Raw genomic sequence first — 22,776 nt, 5'->3', positions numbered from 1 at the left:
ATGGTGGAGCACATTGTCCTGGTGGCATTCCATGCTGGCAACCTTTTTACATCCCAAAGCGTTAAAGTGTGAGCTGCTTCATAAAATCGCGTTAATCAGATACTGCCACCTTCCAGAATCTCAAAACCGATATCCAGCGGTGGTGTAACGCTGTGTTCCCCGGCGATACGCGCCAGTAATAATGCAGCAGACTCACGTCCCATTCGGTCGCGCGGGGTGAGTACCGTTGCCAGCTGCGGCGTGACAACCTGGCTAATATCATGGCCGTGGAAACCGGCAATCGCCATTTGGGAAGGCACCTTGAGTCCCTGTCGCTGACACTCAAACATCGCGCCGACCGCCAGATCGTCATTGGTACAGAACAGGCTGTCTGTCTGAGGATAACGGCGCTGCGCTTCACGCAGCAGATCGCCGCCTGCGCTAAACGAGGAGGCTTCTTCCATCATCACGCTGCGCGGAGTTAATCCGGCCTCGCGCATGGCGGCTTCATAACCGCGCTGTTTTTGCAGCGTTCGCTCATCCAGACGCGCGCCCAGATAAACGGTGTGCCGATGACCTTTATTGATGATGGCCAGCGTCATCTGCCGGGCCGCCTCGACATTGTCAAAGCCGACCGCCATATCAAGACAAGGGGTAACGCTGTCCATCATTTCAATGACCGGAATCCCCGCCACTTCCAGCATGCGCAACGTGCCGGGCGTGTGGGTGCGTTCCGTCAGGATAACGCCGTCGATGTTCCAGCCCAGCAACGACCGTAGCTGACGCTCTTCTTTTTCCGGGTTATAGCCAAAGTGCGCCACCAGCGTCTGATAACCGGCCTCATCGGTGACGGCTTCAATGCCACGCAGTACGTCGGCAAAAACCTGATTGGTCAGGGAAGGCAGCAACACGCCAATGGCGCGGCTGGTCGCATTCGACAGCATATCCGGGGCACGATTCGGTATGTATCCCAGTTCGTCCAGCGCCACGGCAATCTTTTTCCCCAGCGCAACGGACACCTGCTCGGGATTACGCAGATAACGACTGACAGTCATTTTGGTGATACCGATACGATCGGCAACGTCCTGTAAAACCGGTCTTTTCTTCTTCATCGTAAGCGCCTGGATAGCCCTGAAAGCAAGTTACGACGAGTCTATCACTTTTTTGCAGCCAGATTGCCAGTGGGGCGAGATATGCCCGCCCCAACAGGCTTATACCGGCGGCAGATCAAACAGCAGGACTTCCGCGGCGCTGTCTGCTTCGAGCACCAGGCTGCTTTCGTCCCAGATGGCAAAAGCATCGCTGTTTGTCGCTGGCTGACCGTTTACCTTGACCTGGCCCTTCACCACCTGGATCCAGATACGGCGGCCCGCGTCGGGTACCACGCTGTCGCTGTCGCCCGCCGCAAATACCCAGCGCGACAACGTCATGTCCTGCCAGACTTTGAGCGATCCGTCACGGGCATCAGGCGTCAGAATATACTGGCGTCCCTGTACGTCGGGAAAACGGCGCTGAGCGTAGCGCGGCTCTATCCCTGTACTTTCTGGAATAATCCAGATTTGGTAGAGGTGCAGGGGTTCGGTTTGGCTGGCGTTATATTCTGAATGACGCACGCCCGTACCGGCACTCATAATCTGGAATTCGCCTGCCGGTATCTGTTCTTTATTCCCCATGCTGTCCTGATGTTCAACGGTACCTGACAGCACATAGGTCAGAATTTCCATGTCTTTATGGGGATGCGTACCAAAGCCCTGACCCGGATCGATCACGTCTTCGTTAATGACGCGTAACGCCGAAAAGCCCATAAAATTGGCATCGTAATAGTTGGCAAAGGAAAAGGTATGCCAGCTGTCCAGCCAACCGTGATTCGCGTGACCGCGTTCTTCAGCTTTACGTAAATAGATCATGTTCAAATCTCCTCACTGTTTTTTATAGTGTGGTATCCGGCGTAAAAGATTGATAGCTGAAAAACTTCACCTCTCTGTTCAAAAATTATGAACATTAAATCACGGGTTGTTGAAAGGGGCTGAAGGAGGCCTGGCGGGAAGAGGTAGCAAAAAAAAAGCCAGCACCCGGCTGGCTAAATAATACTGGAAGCAATGTGAGCAATGTCGTGCGTTCTACCGTGTCGATGACACGCGAGAAAGCATGACAATAATAATCATTATCATTCGCATCTGTAAAGTCTTTTTGCACATTCTTTTATTGACGTCATGCGTAAATACCTTGAAGTTGAAAGGGTTATCACCCTGCCAACAAGGATAAGCGCTATGAACACGGTAACCATTCGTCATGCTATCCCTTCTGACGCATCCGCATTAACGCGTCTTTACAGCCAGCCCGAAACGCAGGCGGCTACCCTGCACCTGCCTTATCCTTCCCCCTCGCTGTGGGAGCAGAAACTCGCCAACCCGCGCGCGGGCGTTTATATGCTCGTTGCCTGTCTCGGTGAGCAGGTCGTTGGGCAACTTACGCTTGAGGGAATGACGGCCGAACGGCGACGGCATTGTGCCAGCCTGGGGATGGGCGTCGATCCGGCGTTTCATCGTCGCGGGATTGGCAGCGCCCTGATGGCCGCGATGATCGATCTCTGCGACAACTGGCTACAGGTTACGCGCATTGAACTCACGGTGTTTGCCGACAATGACAACGCGATAGCGCTGTATCACAAGTTCGGCTTCCGAATTGAAGGCACCGCGCAAGGCTTCGCCATGCGTGAGGGTGCCTTGATCGATACACATTATATGGCGAGGCTGAAAACATAAGATTACGGGCAGCCAAAGGGCTGCCCGTTTTCATCAGTAACCTGCGCTCAGGTCATCTACGGTGCGTGGATCGGACGCGCCATACAGCGTACCGTCAGGCCCAATCATAATACTTTGGGTACTGCCCATCGACGGCAGCACTTTCACATGCTGGCCTTTGGCCTCCAGTAACCGCAAGGTATCCGGACTGAATCCCTTTTCAACACGCAGCTGATCGGGCAGCCACTGATGATGGAAGCGCGGCGCGTTGGTCGCCTCTGCCACGTTCATCCCGTAATCAATACTGTTCACCACCATCTGCAATACCGTGGTGATAATGCGGCTGCCGCCCGGGCTACCCGTTACCAGCCAGGTCTTGCCGTCTTTCACCACGATAGTCGGTGACATCGAAGACAGCGGACGCTTCCCGGCCTGCACGGCATTGGCTTCGCCGCCGACTAACCCGTAAACATTCGGCGTGCCCGGCTTGGCAGAGAAATCATCCATCTGGTTATTCATCAGAATGCCGCTGTTACCGGCGACGATACCGCTGCCGAAGTAGGTGTTAAGCGTGTAGGTGACAGCGACCGCATTGCCACTTTTGTCCACCACGGAGAAGTGAGTAGTTTGATTACTTTCGTAAGGGGCCAGTTTACCCGGCTTGATCTCGCTGGACGGGCGGGCTTTGGCAATATCAATCTGCTGCGCCAGTGACTTCGCATAGGCTTTGCTGGTCAGCGCCTGCCAGGGCACCTTAACGAAATCCGGATCGCCCAGATATTCGGAACGGTCCGCGTAAGCATACTTCTCCGCTTCCGCCATGACCTGCATCGCGTCCGCGCTGCCGAAGCCCATTTTGCCCAAATCAAAATTTTCCAGGATATTCAGGATCTGCACGATATGAATGCCGCCCGATGAAGGCGGTGGCATGGAAAACACCTCATAACCACGATAGGTGCCGCTGACGGGCTTACGTTCAACCGCATGATAGGCTGCTAAATCGGCTTTATTAATTAACCCGCCATGCTGGGCCATTTCGGCAGCGATTTGATCGGCAATTTTCCCTTTATAGAAGGCATCCGGGCCTTGCTGCGCAATCAGCTGTAAGCTGTGGGCCAGATTTTTTTGCACCAGACGGTCGCCCTTCTGCCACGGCGTGCCATCGGGCTTATAGAAAATGGCTTTGCTATTGGGATGCGTGATCAGCACTTCCTTACCGTAGGTTTTCAGGTCATCCGCCAGCGCATCGTTGACGACAAAACCGTCACGCGCCAGTTTAATAGCAGGCGCCAGCAGCTTGCTGAGCGGCAGCGTGCCATATTTATTGACGGCTAAAGCAAAACCCGCCACGGTGCCGGGCGTACCTGAGGCCAGGTGCGAAGTGAGGGAAAGCTTGCTATCGGCATTTCCCTGCTTATCCAGGAACATATCGCGTGAAGCCGCCGCCGGGGCCATTTCACGGAAATCGATGGCCGTGGTCTGTCCTGATGCCGTGCGCAGCAGCATAAAGCCCCCACCGCCCAGGTTGCCCGCCTGCGGATGCGTGACCGCCAGCGCAAAGCCCACCGCAACGGCGGCATCCACGGCGTTACCGCCCTGGCGCAGGATATCAACGCCGACCTGGGTTGCCAGCGCATCCACTGAGGCCACCATACCGTTATGCGCCTTAACCGGATGAAACGTATCGCTGTCGATACCATAAGAGACGGGCGGTGCCTGAACCGGCGCGGCACCCGCCCCGGTCACAACAGTAAAACTCATCAATAATGACCAGCCCAGCTGGCGCAGTTTGCCTTGCATCATCATGTTGTTTCCACTCTCCACTTTTATTTACATTTCTTTATTCTTTATGTAACTGACTACAAACACAGTCGAATATCAAGAATTAACGCAAATTCAGTGCACTCCTGGAGCAGGAATCTGAACCCGTGCATAGAATGACGATAACGACCTCGTGACCCGATTTGGGCACGCACACACAGCACCCGGTCGTTTACTGGAGGATAAAAATGAAAAAGTGGCTTATGGTTTTTGCCGCCCTGCTGCCGTTAAGCGGCATGGCGAACATGCTGAATAACACCAACAATCCTAATCAACCCGGCTATAACCCTAGCCAGCAGCGCATGCAAACGCAGATGCTCAACCAGTCGCAGCAACAACAGAACAAACTGCAACAGGATCAGCAGCGTCAGAATCAGGATTTACAGCGTAAACTGCAGGAACAACGAGACAGTGCCCAGCAGCGAGTGATTAAATCGCAGCCGGGCCAGCAGCAGAATCAACAGAGTCAGTATTAGCGGAAATCGGGGCCGATGATGTCGATGCTGTCCGTACAGATGGCATCAACGCCCCATTTCAACAGCGTTCTGGCCCGGTCAGGGCTGTTTACGGTATAAACCAGAATATGCAGATCGGCCTCTTTCAGTTCTGCCACCCGCGCCTCGGTTAACACCTTATGATTGAGATGAATGGAGGTGCAGTCGAGCGCGCGGGTTTTCGCTTTCCACGCGGTGTCCCAGCTATGGGATAACAGCCCACGCGGTAGCTGAGGTTCAGCCTGCATCGCGGCTTCCAGCGCCTTAAAGGAAAATGATGACAGCAATGGCAGCGTTTGTCCCTGCCACAGCGCGGCGGCTGCCTGGGCAATGGCGCGCCCGGTTTCTGCATCCGTTCCTGTTGTAGGTTTAATTTCGATATTGGCCATCATGCCATGCTGGCGACAGCGCTCGGCGACCTCATCCAGCCGGGCCAGCTTTTCCCCCTGAAACACATCGCTAAACCAGCCGCCCGCATCCAGCTGCGACAGCTTGTCCCAGGGCAGTTCACCCGCTACGCCCCAGCCGTTGCTGGTACGATCTAACGTATCGTCATGCAGCAGGAAAATATGCGCATCGGCCGACAGTTTGGCGTCGAATTCAATCATCAGGTGACCATATCTGGCGCCCGTATCAATTGCCGCAAGTGTATTTTCCGGTGCCAGCTTTCCTCCGCCCCGATGGGCGACGATGGGCGGATAAGGCCACTGTTTTTTGCTCATTCCAGACGTTTCCCGTGCGTTGAATCGAAGAAATGTAGCGACCCCACGGGCAGATGCAGCCATAAGGTACTGCCTGCTTCAGGGCGCTCGCTGTGGGGCAAGCGTACCACTAAACGTGCCTCACCGATGCGGCCATGCGCCAGATTATCCGCCCCGAGCATTTCCAGGGTTTCCACCCGGAACGGAATTCCGCCCTGCGCCTGGCTGCTGATCTGAATATGTTCTGGTCGTACGCCAAGGACGACGGGACGGTTGGCCCACTTCGCTTTTCCCTCGCCAATGGCTATCCCGTGGGAGGCATCAATCGTAAAGCGCGTCCCCTCCTGGCTGATATTGCCATGGATCAGATTCATGGCCGGTGAGCCCATAAAAGACGCGACAAACTGGCTAGCGGGCCGTTCATAGACCTCTACCGGCGTGCCGATCTGCTCCAGTATGCCTTTGTTCATGACCATGACGCGCTGTGCCAGCGTCATCGCCTCGACCTGATCGTGCGTCACGTACAGGCTGGTGGTTTGCAGACGACGGTGCAGCTGCTGAAGCTCCAGGCGCATCTGGACACGCAGGCGGGCATCCAGATTAGAGAGGGGCTCATCAAACAGAAACACGGCAGGCTCACGCACGATAGCGCGGCCCATGGCCACGCGCTGGCGCTGCCCACCCGATAACTCACGCGGACGGCGCGTCAGCAGGTGATCCAGCTCCAGGCTCCGTGCGGCTTCCAGCACACGTTGACGAACATGTTCTTTACTCATGCCGCGGATTTTCAGGCCGTAAGCCATGTTCTCTTCGACGGACATATGAGGATAGAGCGCATAGTTTTGAAACACCATGGCAATGCCGCGGTCTTTTGGCTCTTCGTGAGTGACACGTTTATCGGCAATATAGATATCGCCAGAGCTCACCCGCTCCAGTCCGGCGACCATACGCAACAGCGTCGATTTGCCACAGCCCGAAGGGCCCACCATCACCATAAACTCGCCGTCGTTGATCGTGACGTTGAGCGGTTGGATGATCTGATTTTTACCGTCGTAAGACTTGGTCACCGCCTGAAGGGTTACGCCTGCCATCTTTATTTCTCGCTCTCAACCAGACCACGCACAAAGGCGCGCTGCATAACAAATACCACCACCACCGGTGGAATCAGGGTTAACAACATTGCCGCCATCACTTCGTTCCACTGGGTCGGCGAACCGCTGGTGGAGATCATGCTTTTAATGCCAGCCACGGCAGTGCCCAAGTTGGCGTTATCAATGATTAACAGCGGCCAGAGATACTGGTTCCAGCCATAGATAAAGGTGATCACGAAAAGCGCCGCCAGGTTAGTTTTTGACAGCGGCAGCACGATGTCCCAGAAAAAACGCATCGCGCTGGCCCCGTCAATGCGCGCCGCTTCGATTAACTCATCCGGTAGCGACATAAAGAACTGCCGAAACAGAAAAGTGGCGGTAGCCGAGGCCATCAGGGGCAGGGTCAGCCCGCTGTAGCTGTCCAGCAGATTAAGATCGGCGATAACCTGCACCGTCGGGAAAATGCGCACCTCAACCGGCAGCATCAGGGTAATAAAGATCATCCAAAAGAACAGCGAACGCAGTGGAAAACGAAACCACACCAGCGCAAAGGCCGACAGAATCGACACCAGGATTTTGCCAATCGTAATACCCAGCGCCATGATGACGCTGTTCATCAGCATCACGCTAAAGGCCGGACCGTTGCCGTTAACCCCGCGCGTCCAGATGTTCGAAATGTTTTCCCACAGGTGCGTGCCGGGAATCAGCGTCATCGGGACGTTATACACGGCGTCGTTATCCAGCGTAGCCGCCACAAAGGCGACATAGAGCGGAAACAGAATGGTCAGGATGCCCAGTACCAGCACCACATGGCTGAATATGTCCAGCCCGCGACGATTTTCAATCATTGGTATTGCACCTTACGCTCAACAAAACGGAACTGAATGACCGTCAGGCCAATCACCAGCAGCATTAACACCACGGACTGCGCGGCTGAAGAGGAGAGATCGAGGCCAGTGAAGCCTTCCCGGTAAATTTTATAGATAAGCGTGGTCGTTGCCTGAACCGGACCACCGCCTGTCGCGGCATCAATCACCGGGAAGGTATCGAAGAAGGCATAGATCAGATTGACCACCAGCAGAAAGAAGCTTACCGGCGTGATCAACGGGAGCGAAATCGAGAAGAAACGGCGCACCGGCCCCGCGCCATCAATGGCGGCGGCTTCGACCAGCGATTTCGGTATCGACTGTAATGCCGCAAAAAAGAACAGGAAGTTGTAGCTCATCTGTTGCCACACCGAGGCCAGCACCACCAGAAACATAGCCTGACCGCTGTTTTGGGCAAAGTTCCAGTTATAGCCCATGTGGTTAAGCAGATAGCTGAGTAAACCCAGGCCGGGGCTGAACAGAAACATCCATAATACCGCGGCAATAACCGGCGCCACGGCGTAGGGCAGCAGCAGCAGCATCTGATACAGCTTGCGCAGCCGCACGACATAGTCCACCAGTGCCGCCAGGAGCAAAGACGATACCATGCCAAAAAACGCCACCATCCCGCTGAACTTGATCGTGGTCCAGAAGGTATCCAGATAGAGGCTATCGGAAAACAGCCGTTTGAAGTTATCCAACCCGACAAAGGTGCTGGAGATACCGAAGGGATCCAGGTTTTGCAGGGAATACCACAGCGCTTCACCCGCTGGCCAGACAAAGAAAATAGCGGTGATCAGGAGCTGCGGGAGCACCAGCAAATAGGGTAACAGGCGATTGCGAAACACCGGGCGAGATGGAGACATAACGTTCTCTGACTTTGGGGAAAAAAGGCCAGCCGGAGCTGGCCTGCACACCGGATTACTTGTTCTGTTGCTCGAAACGACGCAGCAGTTCGTTACCGCGTTTCACTGCGTTATCCAGTGCCGCCTGCGGTGACTGCTTGCCGGTCCAGACGCCTTCCAGCTCTTCATCCAGAATGGTACGGATCTGAGGCATATTCCCCAGACGCATGCCTTTGGTGTAAGGCAATGGTGGCTTGTTCATCATCTGGCGAATAGCGATATCCGCGCCTGGATTTTTATCGTAGAAGCCTTCTTTCTTCGTCAGCTCATATGCCGCAGTGGTAATCGGCAGGTAGCCGGTTTTCTGATGCCATTCCGCCGCAATTTTTGGCTCGGTGAGGAATTTCATGAATTCCGCTGCACCTTTGTAGGTGTTAGCATCTTTGCCCTTCATCACCCACAGGCTGGCACCGCCGATAATCGCGTTCTGTGGCGCATTCGGGATATCCGCATCGTAAGGCATCATGCCTACGCCGTAGTTGAATTTGGCATAATGACGGATGTCGGCCAGCGAGCCGGATGAGGCCGTCGTCATACCACAATCCCCGTTGTAGAACTTGGCGGTCGATTCATCTTTACGACCAAAATAGGTGAAGTCACCTTTCTTGTTCATATCTTCCAGTAGCTGGATATGACGAACCTGTGCCGGCTTGTTGAACTCCAGCACGGCATCAGTGCCGTCGAAACCATTGTTCTTGGTCGCCACCGGCAGACCGTTCCAGGCACTGAAGTTTTCAATCTGGATCCATCCCTGCCAGCCGCTGGCATAGCCGCAGCTCATGCCTGACTTACGCAGCGCGTCAGCATCCTTTGCCAGTTCCTGCCAGGTTTTTGGCGGCTGGTCCGGATTCAGGCCCGCTTTTTTAAACGCGTCTTTGTTGTAGTACAGCACGGGCGTAGAGCTGTTGAAGGGTTGAGAGATCAGCTGGCCTTGTGCGTTGCTGTAGTAACCGGCGACCGCAGGCACAAACTGCTTCTCATCCATTGGGATGCCAGCATCTTTAAACACCTGGTACACCGGCACGATGGCTTTGGAGGCCATCATGGTTGCCGTACCTACTTCATAAACCTGTAACAGCGCAGGGGCTTTTCCTGTGCGGACCGCAGCGATACCTGCCGCCAGACTCTGTTCGTAGTTCCCTTTATACACCGGGACGATCTTGTAGTCGGGGTGCTCCTGGTTAAAACGTTGTGCCAGTGAGTCAACTTCTTTGCCTAACTCGCCTTCCATTGAGTGCCAGAAAGGGATCTCAGTTACGGCCAGTGCATTACCACTGATCGCCAGACCGAGCAGTGCGCTCATCAGGCTACGACGAAAAGTAACAACGGACATAGAATTTTCCTGTTCAGGTAGGTACGCGCGTTATCACGCATTTTTTGCTCGCGAAGTAACATGACACGCGGAAATGACGGAAAAATAACAGTCAGATGACGGAAAAATGACGACAGAATGTCAGAAGATGACAGGGATAAGCGGGATTAATGCATGATGACGACAAGCGAGTGCAGAAGAATGCAGCTAAGGCAGCGCTGAGAAACAGCGCCCACACCTTTACGAGGAGGGGCGCTGCCGGATCCTGGCCTGGCAGGAACGTCAGGCCAGAAAGCTAGGCGCCCAGATACGCGCTGCGCACGGCCTCGTTAGAAAGCAATGCCTCACCGCTGTCCTCCAGCACCACGTGACCGTTTTCCAGTACGTAGCCCCTGTCGGCCAGTTTCAGTGCCTGGTTCGCGTTTTGCTCGACCAGGAAAATCGTCATGCCTTCGCTGCGTAACTGCTCAATCGTATCGAATATTTGCTGAATAATAATCGGCGCCAGGCCCAGAGAAGGCTCATCGAGTAACAACAGGCGCGGCTGGCTCATCAGTGCCCGACCGATAGCCAGCATCTGCTGTTCGCCACCGGACATCGTGCCTGCCCGCTGAATTTTACGCTCAGCCAGACGCGGGAACAGCTGGTAAACACGTTCGATGCGCTGCAGATACTGCTGACGACTGGCAAAAAAACCGCCCATCGCCAGATTCTCTTCCACGGTCATACGTGAAAATACGCGACGGCCTTCAGGCACGATGGCAATGGCTTCACGCATAATGCGCGCCGTTTGCCAGTCGGTAATGGCTTTGCCATCAAAAGTAATGGTGCCGCTGGTGGCGCGCGGTTCGCCGCACAGCGTACCCAGCAGCGTGGTTTTACCGGCACCGTTGGCACCAATCAGCGTGACGATCTCACCCTGATCGATATGCAGGCTTACGCCATGCAGGGCCTGAATTTTGCCGTAATGCGCACTGACGTTATCAATGGTTAACATGGCCATATTACGCCTCTCCTAAATAGGCACGGATCACGTCCGGATTGTTACGAATCTCTTCCGGCGTGCCGTTAGCCAGCGGCGTTCCCTGATTAACCACATAGATACGATCGGAAATGCCCATGACCAGTTTCATGTCGTGCTCAATCAATAAAACGGAAACCTTATGTTCGCCACGTAACTCGGCAATCAATTCATCAAGCTCGTGCGTTTCTTTGGGGTTAAGCCCGGCGGCCGGTTCATCCAGCATTAAAATCTCCGGACGCGTCACCATGCAGCGGGCGATCTCCAGGCGGCGCTGCTGACCGTAGGCCAGATTACCGGCCTGGCGGTTGGCCATGTCCAGCAACCCGACGCGTTCGAGCCAGGTGGCGGCACGATCCAGCGCCTCGCCTTCACTGCGGCGAAAGGCGGGCGTTTTAATCAGGCCGGAAAAGACCCCGCTTTTCAGATGTTGGTGCTGCGCGACCAGCAGGTTTTCTATCACCGTCATTTCGCGGAACAGGCGCACATGCTGAAAGGTACGGACAATCCCCATGCGCGCGATCTTCTGCCCGGATAAACCGGCCAGATTCTTGTCACGCAAGGTAATGCTGCCGCCTGTTGGCTTGTAGAAACCTGTCAGACAGTTGAACACGGTGGTTTTGCCTGCTCCGTTCGGACCGATAAGCGACACGATTTCCTGTGGACGCAGTTCCAGTTTGACGTTGTTTACGGCTAACAAACCGCCGAAGCGCATCATCAGGCCTTCAACGGCTAATAAAGGCTGACTCATGCCTGCTCTCCTTGTTTACCCTGCCTGAGTTTCAGGTGTGGACGCTTCATCGGCAATAAACCCTGCGGCCGCCAGATCATCATCAGCACCATCAACCCACCGAGGACCAGCATGCTGTACTCATTGAGGTCGCGCATCAGTTCACGCGACACCACCAGCAGAATGGCGGCCAGAATCACCGCAAACTGCGATCCCATTCCGCCCAGAACCACGATGGCCAGCACAAACGCGGATTCAACGAAGGTAAAGGATTCGGGACTGACAAATCCCTGGCGGGCGGCAAACAGCGTACCGGCAAACCCCGCAAAAGCCGCACTGATAGTAAAGGCAGTCAGCTTGATACGGGTCGGGCTTAAGCCCAGCGAGCGACAGGCAATCTCATCTTCACGCAGTGCTTCCCAGGCCCGTCCAAGCGGCATACGCAGCAGACGGTTAATCACAAACAGCGTCAACACCACTAACAGTAACGCCACCAGATACAGGAAAATCACCCTGTCGCTGGGATCGTACTTCATGCCAAAGACCTCGTGAAACGTGCCCCATCCCCCTTCACTGACGCGGCGGCCGAACTCCAGGCCGAAGAAAGTGGGTTTAGGAATCTGGGCAATGCCGTTCGGTCCCCCTGTAATCGCGGTATTGTTAAGCAGCAGAATACGGACGATTTCGCCGAAGCCCAGCGTCACGATAGCCAGATAATCGCCGCGCAGCCGCAATACCGGGAACCCCAGCAGCAGGCCAAAGGCCGCGGCCACTAATCCGGCCAGCGGCAGGCTCTGCCAGAAACCGAAACCATAGTAATGATTGAGCAAAGCAAAGGTATAGGCACCGATGGCATAGAAGCCGCCATAGCCCAGAACCAGCAGCCCCGATAGCCCAACCACCACGTTCAGCCCCAGGCCCAGCATGATGTAGATGAGCGTCAGCGTCGCAATATCAACGCTGCCGCGCGAGACCAGAAAAGGCCAGATAACGGCAGCAGCGATCATTAACGCCATGACAAGTTTTTGCTTCGGCGTGGAACCATCAAACCCAGGCAGCACCAGACCGCCACTGCTGCGCTTCAGCTTGCCCTGAAGCAGCGGACGCAGCAGCTGGAACAGAAACACCACCGCACAACCGATAAATATCCAGTTCCAGCGCACGCTACCGGCATTGACCACCTGTAGCTTCGTACCATTCAGATCGAGGCGCATTCCCATAAAGAACGCAGCCAGAACCAGCAACATGACCGTAGAGATCAGCGCATTGACCAGACCAAGGCGTTTCATACTTTCTCTACCTCCGGACGGCCCAGAATGCCGGTCGGCATCACCAGCAGCACCACGATCAGTAAGGCAAACGACACCACATCTTTATATTCCGTGGAGAGATAAGCCGAGGTCAGGGCTTCAGCAATGCCCAGCACCAGACCGCCAATCATCGCGCCGGGAATACTGCCAATGCCGCCCAGCACCGCTGCGGTAAAGGCTTTCATGCCCGCCATGAAGCCGATAAAGGGGTTGATGGAGCCATAAAACTGGCCTAACAGCACGCCGGCCACCGCCGCCATCGCGGCACCAATCACGAAGGTCAGCGAAATGACGCGATCCGTATTAATGCCCAGCAGGCTGGCCATTTTCAGGTCTTCAGCACAGGCTCGGCAGGCGCGGCCCATGCGGGAATAGCGAATAAACAGGGTCAGCGCCAGCATGGTCAGGAACGTCACCACCCAGATCACCAGCTGCATCGTCGACAGCGTGGCCGCGAAACCATTGCTTTCTCCCAGCGTCCACTGGCCGGTAATTAAGCTCGGCAACGCAAGATCGCGCGAGCCCTGGGTGAGGCTGACGTAGTTTTGCAGGAAGATGGACATTCCGATGGCGGAGATCAGCGCAATCAGGCGCTTGGAAGAGCGAACCGGCCGGTAAGCCACGCGCTCAATGCTCCAGCCATAGGCGCTGGAAATAATCACTGCCATCACAAAGCCGGCGGCGATCATGAGCCATGAGGTATCAATGCCCATCATCATCAGGGCAGCAATCACCATAAAAGAGACATAGCTGCCGATCATATAGACCTCGCCGTGGGCGAAGTTGATCATGCCGATAATGCCGTAAACCATGGTGTAGCCAATGGCGATCAGCGCGTAGGTGCTCCCGAGGGTGACCCCGTTGAACATCTGCTGAATGAAATAGAGAAACTGCTCGGACATAATGAGGACCTACTCAGAAACCAGAAAACCCCTCTCCTGCCAGCAGGAGAGGGTTAGCAAGGCGAAAGCATTGCCCCACAGGGCGCATCGCTTTGGCCTGCTTCCCCGAGCAAAGGCTGCAGGGAAGCGTCATGACCTTATTTAACCGCGGTGGATGAACCGTCTTTGTGCCATTTGAAGACACCAAACTCGAAGCCTTTCAGATCGCCTTTCTGATCCCAGCTCAGGTCACCCATCACTGTCGGCACAGGCGCACCGGTTTTCAGGTTCTTCGCAATCGCATCTGGCTCATCGCTCTTACTGCGTTCAATACCAGTTACCAGAGACTGGATCGCCGCGTAGGTTGTCCAGACAAAGGGGCCAGTTGGATCTTTGCGGTTAGACGCGGTATTCGCTTTAATGGCTTCAACAATCGCCTTGTTCTGCGGCAGCTGGTCGTAACGTTTTGGTAAGGTTACATACAGCCCTTCAGAAGCGTCGCCTGCGATGTTAGACAGCGAGGCGTTACCCACACCTTCTGGTCCCATAAAGCCGGCTTTCAGGCCTGCCGCTTTCGCCTGGCGCAGAATCTGGCCCAGCTCCGGGTAGTAACCACCGTAGTACACGAAATCCACGTTCTCTTTCTTCAGACGCGCAACCAGCGTAGAGAAATCTTTATCGCCCGCGGTGATACCTTCGAACATCACCACGTTGCCGCCTTTGGCCTTCAGGGTTTTTTGTACGGATTCCGCGAGGCCCTGGCCGTACTGCTGTTTGTCATGCACCACAGCGATACGTTTAGGTTTGATCACATCCAGAATGTAGTTCGCCGCCGTTGGGCCCTGGTCAGAATCCAGACCGGTGGTGCGCATCACATCTGCATAGCCACGTGCCGTGAGTTCAGGTGCCGTGGCCGCGGGGGTAATCATCAGCACGCCTTCGTCGTTGTAGATATCTGAAGCGGGCTGAGTTGAGGAGGAGCACAGGTGGCCGATAACATACTTAATGCCGTCGTTGATCACCTTGTTCGCCACCGCAACCGCTTGTTTTGGGTCGCAGGCGTCGTCATATTCCACACCGACCAGTTTGTCGCCGTTCACGCCGCCTTTGGCATTAATATCTTTAATCGCCTGCGCAGCGCCGGTAAATTCCATATCACCATATTGCGCGACCGGACCAGTAGCGGCGCCTACGATAGCTATTTTAATCTCTTTCGCCATTGCCGCATGGCTCATCGCCAATGCAACGCATCCTGCCAGTAACGCGCGACCTGTCATTTTCATGCGAACTACCCCATCAGTTGTGTCGTGTTTGTTGTGAGTGGTTTTATTTTCTGCCAGATAAAGTGGAAAACTGATTTAACAATAATGAGTTAGCACGCTTTTCTGGCTTTTATTAATAATAAGGCTTTATATTTCAGTCTATTAAACAGGAAGTTTATTCTGTAAAGCAACTGACATATTCATGATTCGCAGCCAAAAGCAGCATAATCCTCTGGAGCCAATGCGTGGCTTTTACTCACCAGGCCAGCGCGTTATGCTGCCTTTAAAAGCGGATATCATGTTTATAGCTATTATCCTGGCACTCTGTCGCTGTTTTGACCTGTTTTATTGCCTAAAATGTGCCAGGGTTCCGGTAACGGGAATTGACTACACTAACGACTTTTACACGCACAGGTGTTTATTATGAAGCTCACCATTTTGCGTCTCACCTCGTTGACGCTACAGGACCGGATAGATCTGGGGAAAATCTGGCCTGAGATCGATATAGAAAAGCTGGAGACAGCGTTGAATGAAAGCCATCGTCTTTATGCGGCGCGCTTCAACGATCGTCTACTGGCTGCATTACAACTTGAAATTTCAGGTATTCACGGCAAAGTGCATCATTTGGCTGTAAGAGATGTTACCCGGCGACGTGGCGTAGGACAGTATTTGCTGGAAGAGACGATGAAGCAGAATCCATCGTTAAACGACTGGTGGATTGCCGATGACGGCAGTGACGATCAACGTATTCGGGCGGCGTTTATGCAGGCCTGTGGTTTTCGCGCCCAGGTTGACGGCTGGGTAAAATAAAAAAACAGACAATAAAAAAGGGCGACCTGAAGTCGCCCTGTCTCGTCAGGCTTCGATAGCCATTCGGAGTTTCTTCATCGCGTTCTTTTCAAGCTGTCGGACGCGCTCTGCGGAAACGCCATAACGATCGGCCAGTTCCTGCAGGGTAGTTTTGTTGTCCTCATCCAGCCAGCGGGCGCGAATGATATGCTGGCTGCGCTCGTCCAGGCCTTCCATTGCGTACGTCAGCTTGTCGGCTGCATGTGACTCCCAGTTATCCTCTTCGATACCGTCGGCAAAATCAGAGGTTTTATCCTGGAGATACAGCACCGGCGCCATGGATTTACCTTCACCGCTTTCGTCATCAGCGGACATATCGAAGGTCATATCCTGAGCGGCCATGCGCGATTCCATTTCCCGCACATCTTTGCTGCTCACGCCCAATTCGCGCGCGACCATTTCTACTTCGTCCTGATTAAACCAGCCCAGGCGCTGCTTGGTTTTACGCAGGTTAAAGAACAGCTTGCGCTGTGCTTTCGTGGTCGCCACTTTCACGATGCGCCAGTTACGCAGCACATATTCGTGAATTTCCGCTTTAATCCAGTGTACGGCAAAGGATACCAGACGGACGCCAACTTCAGGATTAAAGCGACGAACGGCTTTCATCAAGCCGATGTTACCTTCCTGAATCAGGTCAGCCTGAGGCAGGCCGTAACCTGAGTAGTTACGAGCGATATGAACAACAAAGCGTAGGTGAGACAGGATCAGCGTCTTAGCCGCATCCAGATCGCCCTGGTAATGCAGCCGTTCAGCCAACGCCTTTTCCTCTTCTGCCGACAGCATCGGCCAGGTGTTGGCAGCCCGAACGTAAGATTCCAGGTTGCCCAGAGGAGCAATAGCTAAAGTTTGCATTTCTTTGGTCATTCAAACCCTCACAAAATCAGTGGAATTGCCGCATCTTTCCTTAAGCGCACGTCACATTATGTCAACGTCGCAGGAAAACCAAAAGCAATCTGTGCTACTTGGAAAACAAAGTTATCCACAAGTTCAATTTTAGCAGTGAATATTTTACACACAGATGACAGCGGGGCAATATCCTCTGCACCCATTGTCGGCAGCAGAGGATGATTATAACAAAAAAATGTTGCAGAGGTTTACTGCGGCGTAAATCGGCGTAAATGTTGTACCGTAGCCAGCCAGGCCGCAACCCATCCAATAATCGCCGCGATCAGCAGCAACAACAGTGCCTCATCCCAGGAGAACCCTTCCAGCGAGAAGGTCGTGCCAAACACCGAGGCAACATGCGCCACCACGGACTGCAAACGCAGGACCAGCACTTCGGAAAGAAGCAGCGATAACACGGCACCAGAGAAACCTAACAACGCACCGCCATACAGGAACGGACGCAGAATAAACCCGTCGGTCGCCCCGATCAACTTCTGCACGTTGATGGTATCGCGCCGGGCAAAAATGCTCAGCCTGACGCTGTTGCCAATCACCAGGAACACCGCCACGATCATTAAGATACCGATCATGGAGGCAATCTGCCCCACCAGCCCGGTCAGCGCCGCAAGACGAGCAAACCAGCTGTCATCCATGCGCACTTCGTCAACGCCCTTCACTTTCGCCACCCTGTCGCGCAGCGTTTGTAGCGTGTCGGAATTCTGGAAGGTCAGTTTAGGCGTAATGATGACCACGGCCGGAAGAGGATTCTGCTCCAGCATATCCATCGCGCCGCCAAAGCCTGACCAGTTACGGAATTCGTTCAGGGCTTCTTCGCGCGTCAGGTAGTTAACGTGGTCCACGCCATCGACCTGCTTCAGCTGAGTCGTCACGTTTTCGGCGGCGGCATCATCCAGCGTTTTGGAGAGATAGACCGTCAGCTGCGGCGCGGGATACCACTGAGTGGCGGCCTGGCTAACGTTTTTCCACACCATGTAACACACGCTGGGCAACGTCAGAGAGATCGCGATAACCATCACCGTCAGCAACGTCGCTAACGGCTGACGCCACATGTCAGACAACGTACCGCGCAGCGCATAGCGCCACTGCTCCTGCCAGCCGCCGCGTAACGCTTTGCTTTTCGACGGTTGCTTCGCCTTCGGCGCGGGCGCGCGTTTGTTGCGTTTATTGACCATCGTGGCCTCCGTGCAGGCGTCCTTTATTTAGCGTCATCACCCGATAATTTCGGCGACCGATTAGCCCCACATCGTGTGTCGCCATCAGGACCGTCACCCCAACGCGGTTAAACTCTTCAAACAGGCGCAGGATGTCTTCAGACAGCGCCTCATCCAGGTTACCGGTTGGTTCATCAGCCAACAGCACCGCCGGTTTATTCACCACGGCGCGTGCAATACCCACGCGCTGCTGTTCACCACCGGAAAGTTGAATAGGATAACTTTTCGCTTTGTCGAGCAGGCCCACTTTATCTAGCGCGGCTGAAACACGCCGCCGGATATCTTCCCCGCTGGCACCGGAGATGATCAGCGGAATGGCCACGTTGTCATAGACAGAACGATCCATCAGCAGGTGGTGATCCTGAAAGATCATACCAATCTGACGGCGCAGAAACGGCACCTCGCTGTTACGCAGGCGTGAAATGTCATGCCCGCTAAACCAGATTTGTCCGGCGCTGGGACGCTCAATGCCACAAATCAGCTTCAGCAAGGTACTTTTCCCTGCGCCAGAATGGCCGGTCAGAAACGCCATTTCACCGGGACGTAGATGAAAATCTACGCCCTGCAGCGCCTGACGTCCGCCGAGATATGCCTTACTGACCTCTTCAAAGCGAATCATCCTAATTAGTCCTCTCGGGCAAACAATGCCTCAATAAAATCCTCGGCCTTGAACGGCCGTAAATCTTCGATGCCTTCTCCGACACCGATATACCGGATAGGGATGCCAAACTGATCTGCCACCGAGAAAATCACACCGCCTTTGGCCGTGCCATCCAGTTTTGTCAGGGTAATACCGGTCAGACCGACCGCTTCATGGAACAGTTTGGCCTGGCTGATGGCATTTTGCCCGGTGCTGGCATCAATTGTCAGCATGACTTCATGCGGCGCCTGCTCATCCAGCTTTTTCATGACGCGCGTAATTTTCTTCAGTTCTTCCATCAGGTGCGATTTGTTTTGCAAACGGCCTGCGGTGTCGGCGATTAACACGTCAACGCCACGGGATTTCGCGGCCTGAATCGCATCGAAAATCACCGAAGCGGAATCGGCACCGGTATGCTGCGCCACCACAGAAATGTTGTTACGCTGGCCCCATACCTGAAGCTGTTCAACAGCCGCTGCACGGAAGGTGTCGCCCGCCGCCAGCATGACCGACTTGCCTTCTGCCTGATACTGACGAGCCAGCTTGCCGATGGTGGTCGTTTTACCTACGCCGTTAACACCGACCATCAAAATGACAAAAGGCGTTTTGCCTTCAACATTAAGCGGTTCTTCCACTTTCGCCAGAATGTCGGCCATTTCAGTTTTCAGCAGGCCATAAAGCGCCTCTGCATCGCGAAGCTGTTTACGGTCGGCATGCTGCGTCAGGCTGGTGATGATACGGCGCGTCGTTTCGACCCCCACATCCGCAATCAGCAGTTGCTCTTCGAGCTCTTCAAACAGCTCATCATCAATCTTTTTGCCACGGAACAGGCCGATAAAACCCGATCCCAGGTTCTGACGGGTTTTCACCAGGCTGCGTTTCAGGCGGGCAAAGAAGCCCTCTTTTGTCGGACGATCCTGCTCCTGCGTCACCAGTGGCGCGGCGGCTAAAGGAAGATCGCTGACGGTATCTGTTGGCTCCACCCGATCGGCGTTTTCTGGAACATCCTGAACGGCATCCGCGTCGGCCAGCGCCAGTGCGGCGAGTTCGTCATCGCTGAGCGGCGCCTCGTCTGCCTCCGGGACAGGTTCGGACTGAAGGATTTCAGGCTCGTGCGGCGTAACCTCCACGATATCCGCATCGGCCAGCGCCAGCGCGGCGAGTTCGTCATCGCTGAGCGGTGCCTCGTCAGCCACCGGGACAGATTCGGACTGAAGGATTTCAGGCTCGTGCGTCGTAACCTCCACGATATCCGCATCGGCCAGCGCCAGTGCGGCGAGTTCGTCATCGCTGAGCGGCGCCTTGTCTGCCACCGGGACAGGTTCGTGCTGAAGAATTTCAGGCTCGTGCGGCGTAACCTCCACGATCTCTGCATCGGCCAGCGCCAGTGCGGCGAGTTCGTCATCGCTGAGCGGTGCCTCATCGTCCACAGGCTCGGACGCAGGTTCTGCGGGCGTGATAACGCCATCATGCGGATCAGGCACGTTTTCAGCCGATGGGGTAATTGCTGTCAGCTTTACTTCGCTATCGGGATCCGCTGTGTGTTGCTGTTCAACGACTTTTTCAGTCGTTGCAACGGTCTCTTCCGCGTGGATCTCCGCCTGACTTATTGCCGGGGCTTCCTGTTTTGGCTGCTGGACTTCCGGTTGTGCAGTTTGTGATGCCTGCGCTTCCGTTGAGGGTTGTTTCTCTTCTTCTTTGCCAAATCCCAGCCAGGAAAAAAAGCCTCGTTTTTTCTCTTTTGCCATTGTGTAACCACACTCCTCGATGGCTTCATCCCGGTAGCACAATGTTCCCAGGGTTAAAAACAGTATTGGTGATAAACGCCAGATGAGCGTCAAACCGCAGAATTATGCATAACAGCAGCAACGCTGTAGTCTAACACTTTCCAGCCAGCTCACCACAGCACCCTTTTTTAACGTTTCTTCTCATCGTTTCGCCCGTTAAACTACGCAACAAATTATGAAGATTTGTGAGCAAGATGATAAAACCTCCCCGTAAGACTGGTGGTGCAGGCCAAATCCGCATTATTGGCGGACAGTGGCGCGGCCGCAAATTGCCGGTGCCGGACAGCGCCGGACTGCGTCCGACTACCGACAGAGTGCGTGAAACGCTGTTTAACTGGCTGGCGCCCTCTATTCAGGCGGCCAACTGTCTGGACTGCTTTGCCGGCAGTGGTGCGCTGGGGCTGGAAGCCTTGTCGCGTTTCGCCGCGTCGGCAACGTTACTGGAGCTGGAACGCCCGGTGGCGCAGCAGTTGGCCAAAAATTTACAGACGCTTCAGGCCGCCAACGGCCAGGTTGTGCAGACCAATACGCTGACATGGCTGGCGCAGAGCGGTAAGCCGTTTAATATCGTATTTATCGACCCGCCGTTTCGTCAGGGCCTGCTGGAACAAACGCTGCAACTGCTGGAGAATAACGGCTGGCTGACTGCTGACGCACTCATCTACGTTGAAAGTGAAGTTGAACGCGGTGCTCCCCCGGTTCCAGCACACTGGGATCTATACCGCGAAAAAATTGCCGGCCAGGTGGCCTATCGCTTATATCAGCGCCAACAGGAGACACACGATGTTACTTAATTTAGGACGCCTGCTGATGCTGTGCGTATGGGGTTTTTTACTGTTTAACCTGATTCATCCTTATCCTAAGCCACTGACCTGGTTTATCAATGTGGCTCTGATATTTATGATTCTGATGCATGGTCTGCAGTTGGTCCTGCTGCGCACCACCCAAGGTAAAGATGCGCCGCCGATCGATCGTGTCACCCAGATAAAAGTCTTTTTGTTTGGCGTATTCGAACTGGTCGCGTGGCAGAAAAAAAACTTTCCACGTAAGTAAGTCGTCACGGCGGGCACCTGGCCCGCCGTCAGTGCCGGGCGGGCGTAAACTGAATAAAGCGCGAGCCCTGCAGAGTCAGTTCCCCTTGCGTGCCCTTGTCCATCAGATGGTAGTCGCTTTCACTTACCCGCATCTTAATATCGCTTTCGCCGTTCAGCGGATGAAACCAGGCCTCATAGCGCATTTCATCACCGGCGATCACTTCCCGTTCACGCGAGCGCCGGCTGGAAACAGAAAACTCACGTTTGGTTTTCACTTCGACTGTCAGGGTGCGAACCGGCGAGGCATCGTTGACGGCGGCTTCACGCCGCTGTTTGATGAACTGGCGAGTCGCTAAAACGGCGATAACAGCCAGCACAATGATAAAAAGTAGCGGTGGTTTCATAATATCCCAACGTTTCTCAGGTTACAGATGGCGTACATGGCGCGCTAAAGCATACAACCAGAGTTGACCGATTGTCACATCAGGCTGGCGTAACCTAGACTGACAGGAGTATTTCAGGAACTGTCACCATTTTTGGTCAATAGGGAGAAGCAATGCTCTGGTCCTTTCTCGCGGTACTTTTCTCCGGCTGGCTGTATGTGGATGCCTCTTACCGGGGACCTCAATGGCAACGCTGGTTATTCAAGCCGGTAACCTTACTGCTGTTAGTCGGCCTCGCCTGGCAAGCCCCCACGCGCAACACGTCAGACTATCTGATTGTGGCCGGGCTGGTCGCCACACTTGTCGGCGATACGCTGACGCTGCTTCCACGTCAGCAGACGCTCTACGCGCTGGGCGCGTTTTTCCTGTCGCATCTGCTCTATACGCTGTGCTTCGCCGCCAACATGACGATGAGTTTCTACTGGCCCATTCCGCTGACCTTTTTGATCATCGGGGTTGTCGTGATTGGCATTCTGTGGAGCAAGCTGGAAACGCTACGCTGGCCGGTCTGTACGCTTATCGGCATGACGCTGGTGATGAACTGGATGGCGGCAGAGCAATATTTTTTCCGTCCCAGCGATTACAGCTTTTCGATTCTCGTCGGTTCGGCCCTGCTTCTTTTGGCCAATATTGTGTGGTTTATCAGCCATTACCGTCGCCGCTTTAGCGCAGACAGCGCCATTGTCGCAGCCTGCTATTTTGCGGGCCACTTTATGATTGTCCGCTCCCTGTGGATTTACTAAGAAAGCGTCACAATAAATCTGAAGATGGAATAAACCGTCGGGTGTA

24 protein-coding genes are annotated in these 22,776 nt (G+C 54.5%); 6 read left to right on the top strand and 18 right to left on the bottom strand.

Annotation, left to right across the window (positions count from 1 at the left end; genetic code table 11):
- Positions 1–95: 95 nt before the first annotated feature.
- Both gntR and AAIE03_RS19470 read right to left on the bottom strand, forming a co-directional pair.
- A complete protein-coding gene (gene gntR / locus AAIE03_RS19475) occupies positions 96–1,091 on the bottom strand; it encodes a gluconate operon transcriptional repressor GntR (protein ID WP_013027543.1) in 996 nt (331 codons plus the stop codon).
- 99 nt (positions 1,092–1,190) lie between these two features.
- Positions 1,191–1,886, bottom strand: coding sequence for a pirin family protein (locus AAIE03_RS19470; RefSeq protein ID WP_014594800.1), 696 nt, complete (start codon positions 1,884–1,886; stop codon positions 1,191–1,193).
- Between the two features lie 363 nt (positions 1,887–2,249).
- Between AAIE03_RS19470 and AAIE03_RS19465 the strand changes: the two genes are divergently transcribed.
- Positions 2,250–2,744 carry a GNAT family N-acetyltransferase gene (locus AAIE03_RS19465; RefSeq protein ID WP_498563139.1) on the top strand — a complete coding sequence of 165 codons (495 nt, stop codon included), beginning with the start codon at positions 2,250–2,252 and terminating at the stop codon, positions 2,742–2,744.
- Between the two features lie 33 nt (positions 2,745–2,777).
- On the opposite strand, the gene ggt is transcribed toward AAIE03_RS19465, so the two are convergent.
- Positions 2,778–4,529, bottom strand: coding sequence for a gamma-glutamyltransferase (ggt, locus tag AAIE03_RS19460; protein WP_014604834.1), 1,752 nt, complete (start codon positions 4,527–4,529; stop codon positions 2,778–2,780).
- A gap of 203 nt (positions 4,530–4,732) precedes the next feature.
- On the opposite strand from ggt, the gene AAIE03_RS19455 reads away from it, so the two are divergent.
- Complete coding sequence (locus AAIE03_RS19455) at positions 4,733–5,020, top strand: DUF2756 domain-containing protein (RefSeq protein WP_014604833.1); 288 nt, start codon at positions 4,733–4,735, stop codon at positions 5,018–5,020.
- Here the strand turns inward: AAIE03_RS19455 and ugpQ are convergent.
- The 10 genes from ugpQ to AAIE03_RS19405 form a co-directional block, all read right to left on the bottom strand.
- Entirely contained in the window at positions 5,017–5,760 is a 744-nt protein-coding gene (gene ugpQ, locus AAIE03_RS19450; protein WP_014604832.1) for a glycerophosphodiester phosphodiesterase, read from the bottom strand. The genes AAIE03_RS19455 and ugpQ overlap by 4 nt on opposite strands.
- A complete protein-coding gene (locus tag AAIE03_RS19445; RefSeq protein WP_029569238.1) occupies positions 5,757–6,830 on the bottom strand; it encodes a sn-glycerol-3-phosphate import ATP-binding protein UgpC in 1,074 nt (357 codons plus the stop codon). Before AAIE03_RS19445 ends, ugpQ begins: the two co-directional genes overlap by 4 nt.
- Before the next feature lie 2 nt (positions 6,831–6,832).
- Positions 6,833–7,678 (bottom strand): sn-glycerol-3-phosphate ABC transporter permease UgpE, encoded by an 846-nt coding sequence (gene ugpE / locus AAIE03_RS19440; protein WP_013027550.1) that lies wholly within the window; start codon positions 7,676–7,678, stop codon positions 6,833–6,835.
- Positions 7,675–8,562, bottom strand: a complete 888-nt coding sequence (gene ugpA / locus AAIE03_RS19435; protein ID WP_014594803.1) for a sn-glycerol-3-phosphate ABC transporter permease UgpA — start codon at positions 8,560–8,562, stop codon at positions 7,675–7,677. The genes ugpE and ugpA overlap by 4 nt, the downstream gene beginning before the upstream one ends.
- Positions 8,563–8,617: 55 nt before the next feature.
- Positions 8,618–9,934: a sn-glycerol-3-phosphate ABC transporter substrate-binding protein UgpB gene (gene ugpB / locus AAIE03_RS19430; protein ID WP_013027552.1), complete on the bottom strand. Its 1,317-nt coding sequence runs from the start codon at positions 9,932–9,934 to the stop codon at positions 8,618–8,620.
- Positions 9,935–10,208: 274 nt separating this feature from the next.
- Positions 10,209–10,916: a high-affinity branched-chain amino acid ABC transporter ATP-binding protein LivF gene (gene livF / locus AAIE03_RS19425; RefSeq protein WP_013027553.1), complete on the bottom strand. Its 708-nt coding sequence runs from the start codon at positions 10,914–10,916 to the stop codon at positions 10,209–10,211.
- 1 nt (position 10,917) lies between these two features.
- Complete coding sequence (gene livG / locus AAIE03_RS19420) at positions 10,918–11,685, bottom strand: high-affinity branched-chain amino acid ABC transporter ATP-binding protein LivG (RefSeq protein WP_013027554.1); 768 nt, start codon at positions 11,683–11,685, stop codon at positions 10,918–10,920.
- Positions 11,682–12,953 (bottom strand): high-affinity branched-chain amino acid ABC transporter permease LivM, encoded by a 1,272-nt coding sequence (locus AAIE03_RS19415; RefSeq protein ID WP_013027555.1) that lies wholly within the window; start codon positions 12,951–12,953, stop codon positions 11,682–11,684. The genes livG and AAIE03_RS19415 overlap by 4 nt, the downstream gene beginning before the upstream one ends.
- Positions 12,950–13,876 carry a high-affinity branched-chain amino acid ABC transporter permease LivH gene (livH, locus tag AAIE03_RS19410; RefSeq protein ID WP_014594805.1) on the bottom strand — a complete coding sequence of 309 codons (927 nt, stop codon included), beginning with the start codon at positions 13,874–13,876 and terminating at the stop codon, positions 12,950–12,952. Before livH ends, AAIE03_RS19415 begins: the two co-directional genes overlap by 4 nt.
- Positions 13,877–14,013: 137 nt before the next feature.
- Complete coding sequence (locus tag AAIE03_RS19405) at positions 14,014–15,138, bottom strand: branched-chain amino acid ABC transporter substrate-binding protein (RefSeq protein WP_013027557.1); 1,125 nt, start codon at positions 15,136–15,138, stop codon at positions 14,014–14,016.
- Positions 15,139–15,540: 402 nt separating this feature from the next.
- Here AAIE03_RS19405 and panM point away from each other — a divergent pair, with 402 nt between their 5' ends.
- On the top strand, positions 15,541–15,927 hold the full coding sequence (gene panM, locus AAIE03_RS19400; protein WP_014604831.1) for an aspartate 1-decarboxylase autocleavage activator PanM: 387 nt from the start codon (positions 15,541–15,543) through the stop codon (positions 15,925–15,927).
- Between the two features lie 45 nt (positions 15,928–15,972).
- Here panM and rpoH read toward each other — a convergent pair whose 3' ends face one another.
- The 4 genes from rpoH to ftsY all read right to left on the bottom strand — a co-directional run bounded on the left by rpoH (position 15,973) and on the right by ftsY (position 20,471).
- Positions 15,973–16,830 (bottom strand): RNA polymerase sigma factor RpoH, encoded by an 858-nt coding sequence (gene rpoH / locus AAIE03_RS19395; protein ID WP_013027559.1) that lies wholly within the window; start codon positions 16,828–16,830, stop codon positions 15,973–15,975.
- Between the two features lie 230 nt (positions 16,831–17,060).
- Positions 17,061–18,044, bottom strand: coding sequence for a permease-like cell division protein FtsX (ftsX, locus tag AAIE03_RS19390; protein WP_019106693.1), 984 nt, complete (start codon positions 18,042–18,044; stop codon positions 17,061–17,063).
- Entirely contained in the window at positions 18,034–18,702 is a 669-nt protein-coding gene (ftsE, locus tag AAIE03_RS19385) for a cell division ATP-binding protein FtsE (protein WP_013027561.1), read from the bottom strand. The genes ftsX and ftsE overlap by 11 nt, the downstream gene beginning before the upstream one ends.
- A 5-nt stretch (positions 18,703–18,707) precedes the next feature.
- On the bottom strand, positions 18,708–20,471 hold the full coding sequence (ftsY, locus tag AAIE03_RS19380; RefSeq protein ID WP_498563138.1) for a signal recognition particle-docking protein FtsY: 1,764 nt from the start codon (positions 20,469–20,471) through the stop codon (positions 18,708–18,710).
- A 233-nt stretch (positions 20,472–20,704) separates the two neighbouring features.
- Between ftsY and rsmD the strand changes: the two genes are divergently transcribed.
- Together rsmD and AAIE03_RS19370 are read left to right on the top strand one after the other, a co-directional pair.
- Positions 20,705–21,304, top strand: coding sequence for a 16S rRNA (guanine(966)-N(2))-methyltransferase (rsmD, locus tag AAIE03_RS19375; RefSeq protein WP_014594808.1), 600 nt, complete (start codon positions 20,705–20,707; stop codon positions 21,302–21,304).
- Positions 21,294–21,563, top strand: a complete 270-nt coding sequence (locus AAIE03_RS19370) for a DUF1145 family protein (RefSeq protein WP_013027564.1) — start codon at positions 21,294–21,296, stop codon at positions 21,561–21,563. Before rsmD ends, AAIE03_RS19370 begins: the two co-directional genes overlap by 11 nt.
- A gap of 28 nt (positions 21,564–21,591) precedes the next feature.
- Here the strand turns inward: AAIE03_RS19370 and AAIE03_RS19365 are convergent, their stop codons facing one another.
- Positions 21,592–21,948, bottom strand: coding sequence for a DUF2500 domain-containing protein (locus AAIE03_RS19365; protein WP_013027565.1), 357 nt, complete (start codon positions 21,946–21,948; stop codon positions 21,592–21,594).
- A 152-nt stretch (positions 21,949–22,100) separates the two neighbouring features.
- Between AAIE03_RS19365 and AAIE03_RS19360 the strand changes: the two genes are divergently transcribed.
- Positions 22,101–22,730: a lysoplasmalogenase gene (locus AAIE03_RS19360; RefSeq protein WP_013027566.1), complete on the top strand. Its 630-nt coding sequence runs from the start codon at positions 22,101–22,103 to the stop codon at positions 22,728–22,730.
- The last annotated feature ends 46 nt before the right edge of the window (positions 22,731–22,776 follow it).

The sequence above is a fragment of the Pantoea sp. Ae19-2 genome (assembly GCF_059801205.1).
Note: the sequence above shows the minus strand (reverse complement) of the source record. Positions and strands in the feature narration are given on the sequence as shown.

Excerpts from the sequence above, each read along its gene's own strand:
- AAIE03_RS19465 (WP_498563139.1), top strand. The coding sequence starts at position 2,250 with ATGAACACGGTAACCATTCGTCATGCTATCCCTTCTGACGCATCCGCA.
- AAIE03_RS19405 (WP_013027557.1), bottom strand. The coding sequence starts at position 15,138 with ATGAAAATGACAGGTCGCGCGTTACTGGCAGGATGCGTTGCATTGGCG.
- AAIE03_RS19370 (WP_013027564.1), top strand. The coding sequence starts at position 21,294 with ATGTTACTTAATTTAGGACGCCTGCTGATGCTGTGCGTATGGGGTTTT.
- ugpQ (WP_014604832.1), bottom strand. The coding sequence starts at position 5,760 with ATGAGCAAAAAACAGTGGCCTTATCCGCCCATCGTCGCCCATCGGGGC.
- ggt (WP_014604834.1), bottom strand. The coding sequence starts at position 4,529 with ATGATGATGCAAGGCAAACTGCGCCAGCTGGGCTGGTCATTATTGATG.
- AAIE03_RS19415 (WP_013027555.1), bottom strand. The coding sequence starts at position 12,953 with ATGAAACGCCTTGGTCTGGTCAATGCGCTGATCTCTACGGTCATGTTG.
- AAIE03_RS19470 (WP_014594800.1), bottom strand. The coding sequence starts at position 1,886 with ATGATCTATTTACGTAAAGCTGAAGAACGCGGTCACGCGAATCACGGT.
- ftsY (WP_498563138.1), bottom strand. The coding sequence starts at position 20,471 with ATGGCAAAAGAGAAAAAACGAGGCTTTTTTTCCTGGCTGGGATTTGGC.
- rpoH (WP_013027559.1), bottom strand. The coding sequence starts at position 16,830 with ATGACCAAAGAAATGCAAACTTTAGCTATTGCTCCTCTGGGCAACCTG.
- rsmD (WP_014594808.1), top strand. The coding sequence starts at position 20,705 with ATGATAAAACCTCCCCGTAAGACTGGTGGTGCAGGCCAAATCCGCATT.
- AAIE03_RS19365 (WP_013027565.1), bottom strand. The coding sequence starts at position 21,948 with ATGAAACCACCGCTACTTTTTATCATTGTGCTGGCTGTTATCGCCGTT.
- ugpA (WP_014594803.1), bottom strand. The coding sequence starts at position 8,562 with ATGTCTCCATCTCGCCCGGTGTTTCGCAATCGCCTGTTACCCTATTTG.
- livH (WP_014594805.1), bottom strand. The coding sequence starts at position 13,876 with ATGTCCGAGCAGTTTCTCTATTTCATTCAGCAGATGTTCAACGGGGTC.
- gntR (WP_013027543.1), bottom strand. The coding sequence starts at position 1,091 with ATGAAGAAGAAAAGACCGGTTTTACAGGACGTTGCCGATCGTATCGGT.
- AAIE03_RS19455 (WP_014604833.1), top strand. The coding sequence starts at position 4,733 with ATGAAAAAGTGGCTTATGGTTTTTGCCGCCCTGCTGCCGTTAAGCGGC.
- AAIE03_RS19445 (WP_029569238.1), bottom strand. The coding sequence starts at position 6,830 with ATGGCAGGCGTAACCCTTCAGGCGGTGACCAAGTCTTACGACGGTAAA.
- livF (WP_013027553.1), bottom strand. The coding sequence starts at position 10,916 with ATGGCCATGTTAACCATTGATAACGTCAGTGCGCATTACGGCAAAATT.
- ftsE (WP_013027561.1), bottom strand. The coding sequence starts at position 18,702 with ATGATTCGCTTTGAAGAGGTCAGTAAGGCATATCTCGGCGGACGTCAG.
- ftsX (WP_019106693.1), bottom strand. The coding sequence starts at position 18,044 with ATGGTCAATAAACGCAACAAACGCGCGCCCGCGCCGAAGGCGAAGCAA.
- panM (WP_014604831.1), top strand. The coding sequence starts at position 15,541 with ATGAAGCTCACCATTTTGCGTCTCACCTCGTTGACGCTACAGGACCGG.
- livG (WP_013027554.1), bottom strand. The coding sequence starts at position 11,685 with ATGAGTCAGCCTTTATTAGCCGTTGAAGGCCTGATGATGCGCTTCGGC.
- AAIE03_RS19360 (WP_013027566.1), top strand. The coding sequence starts at position 22,101 with ATGCTCTGGTCCTTTCTCGCGGTACTTTTCTCCGGCTGGCTGTATGTG.
- ugpB (WP_013027552.1), bottom strand. The coding sequence starts at position 9,934 with ATGTCCGTTGTTACTTTTCGTCGTAGCCTGATGAGCGCACTGCTCGGT.
- ugpE (WP_013027550.1), bottom strand. The coding sequence starts at position 7,678 with ATGATTGAAAATCGTCGCGGGCTGGACATATTCAGCCATGTGGTGCTG.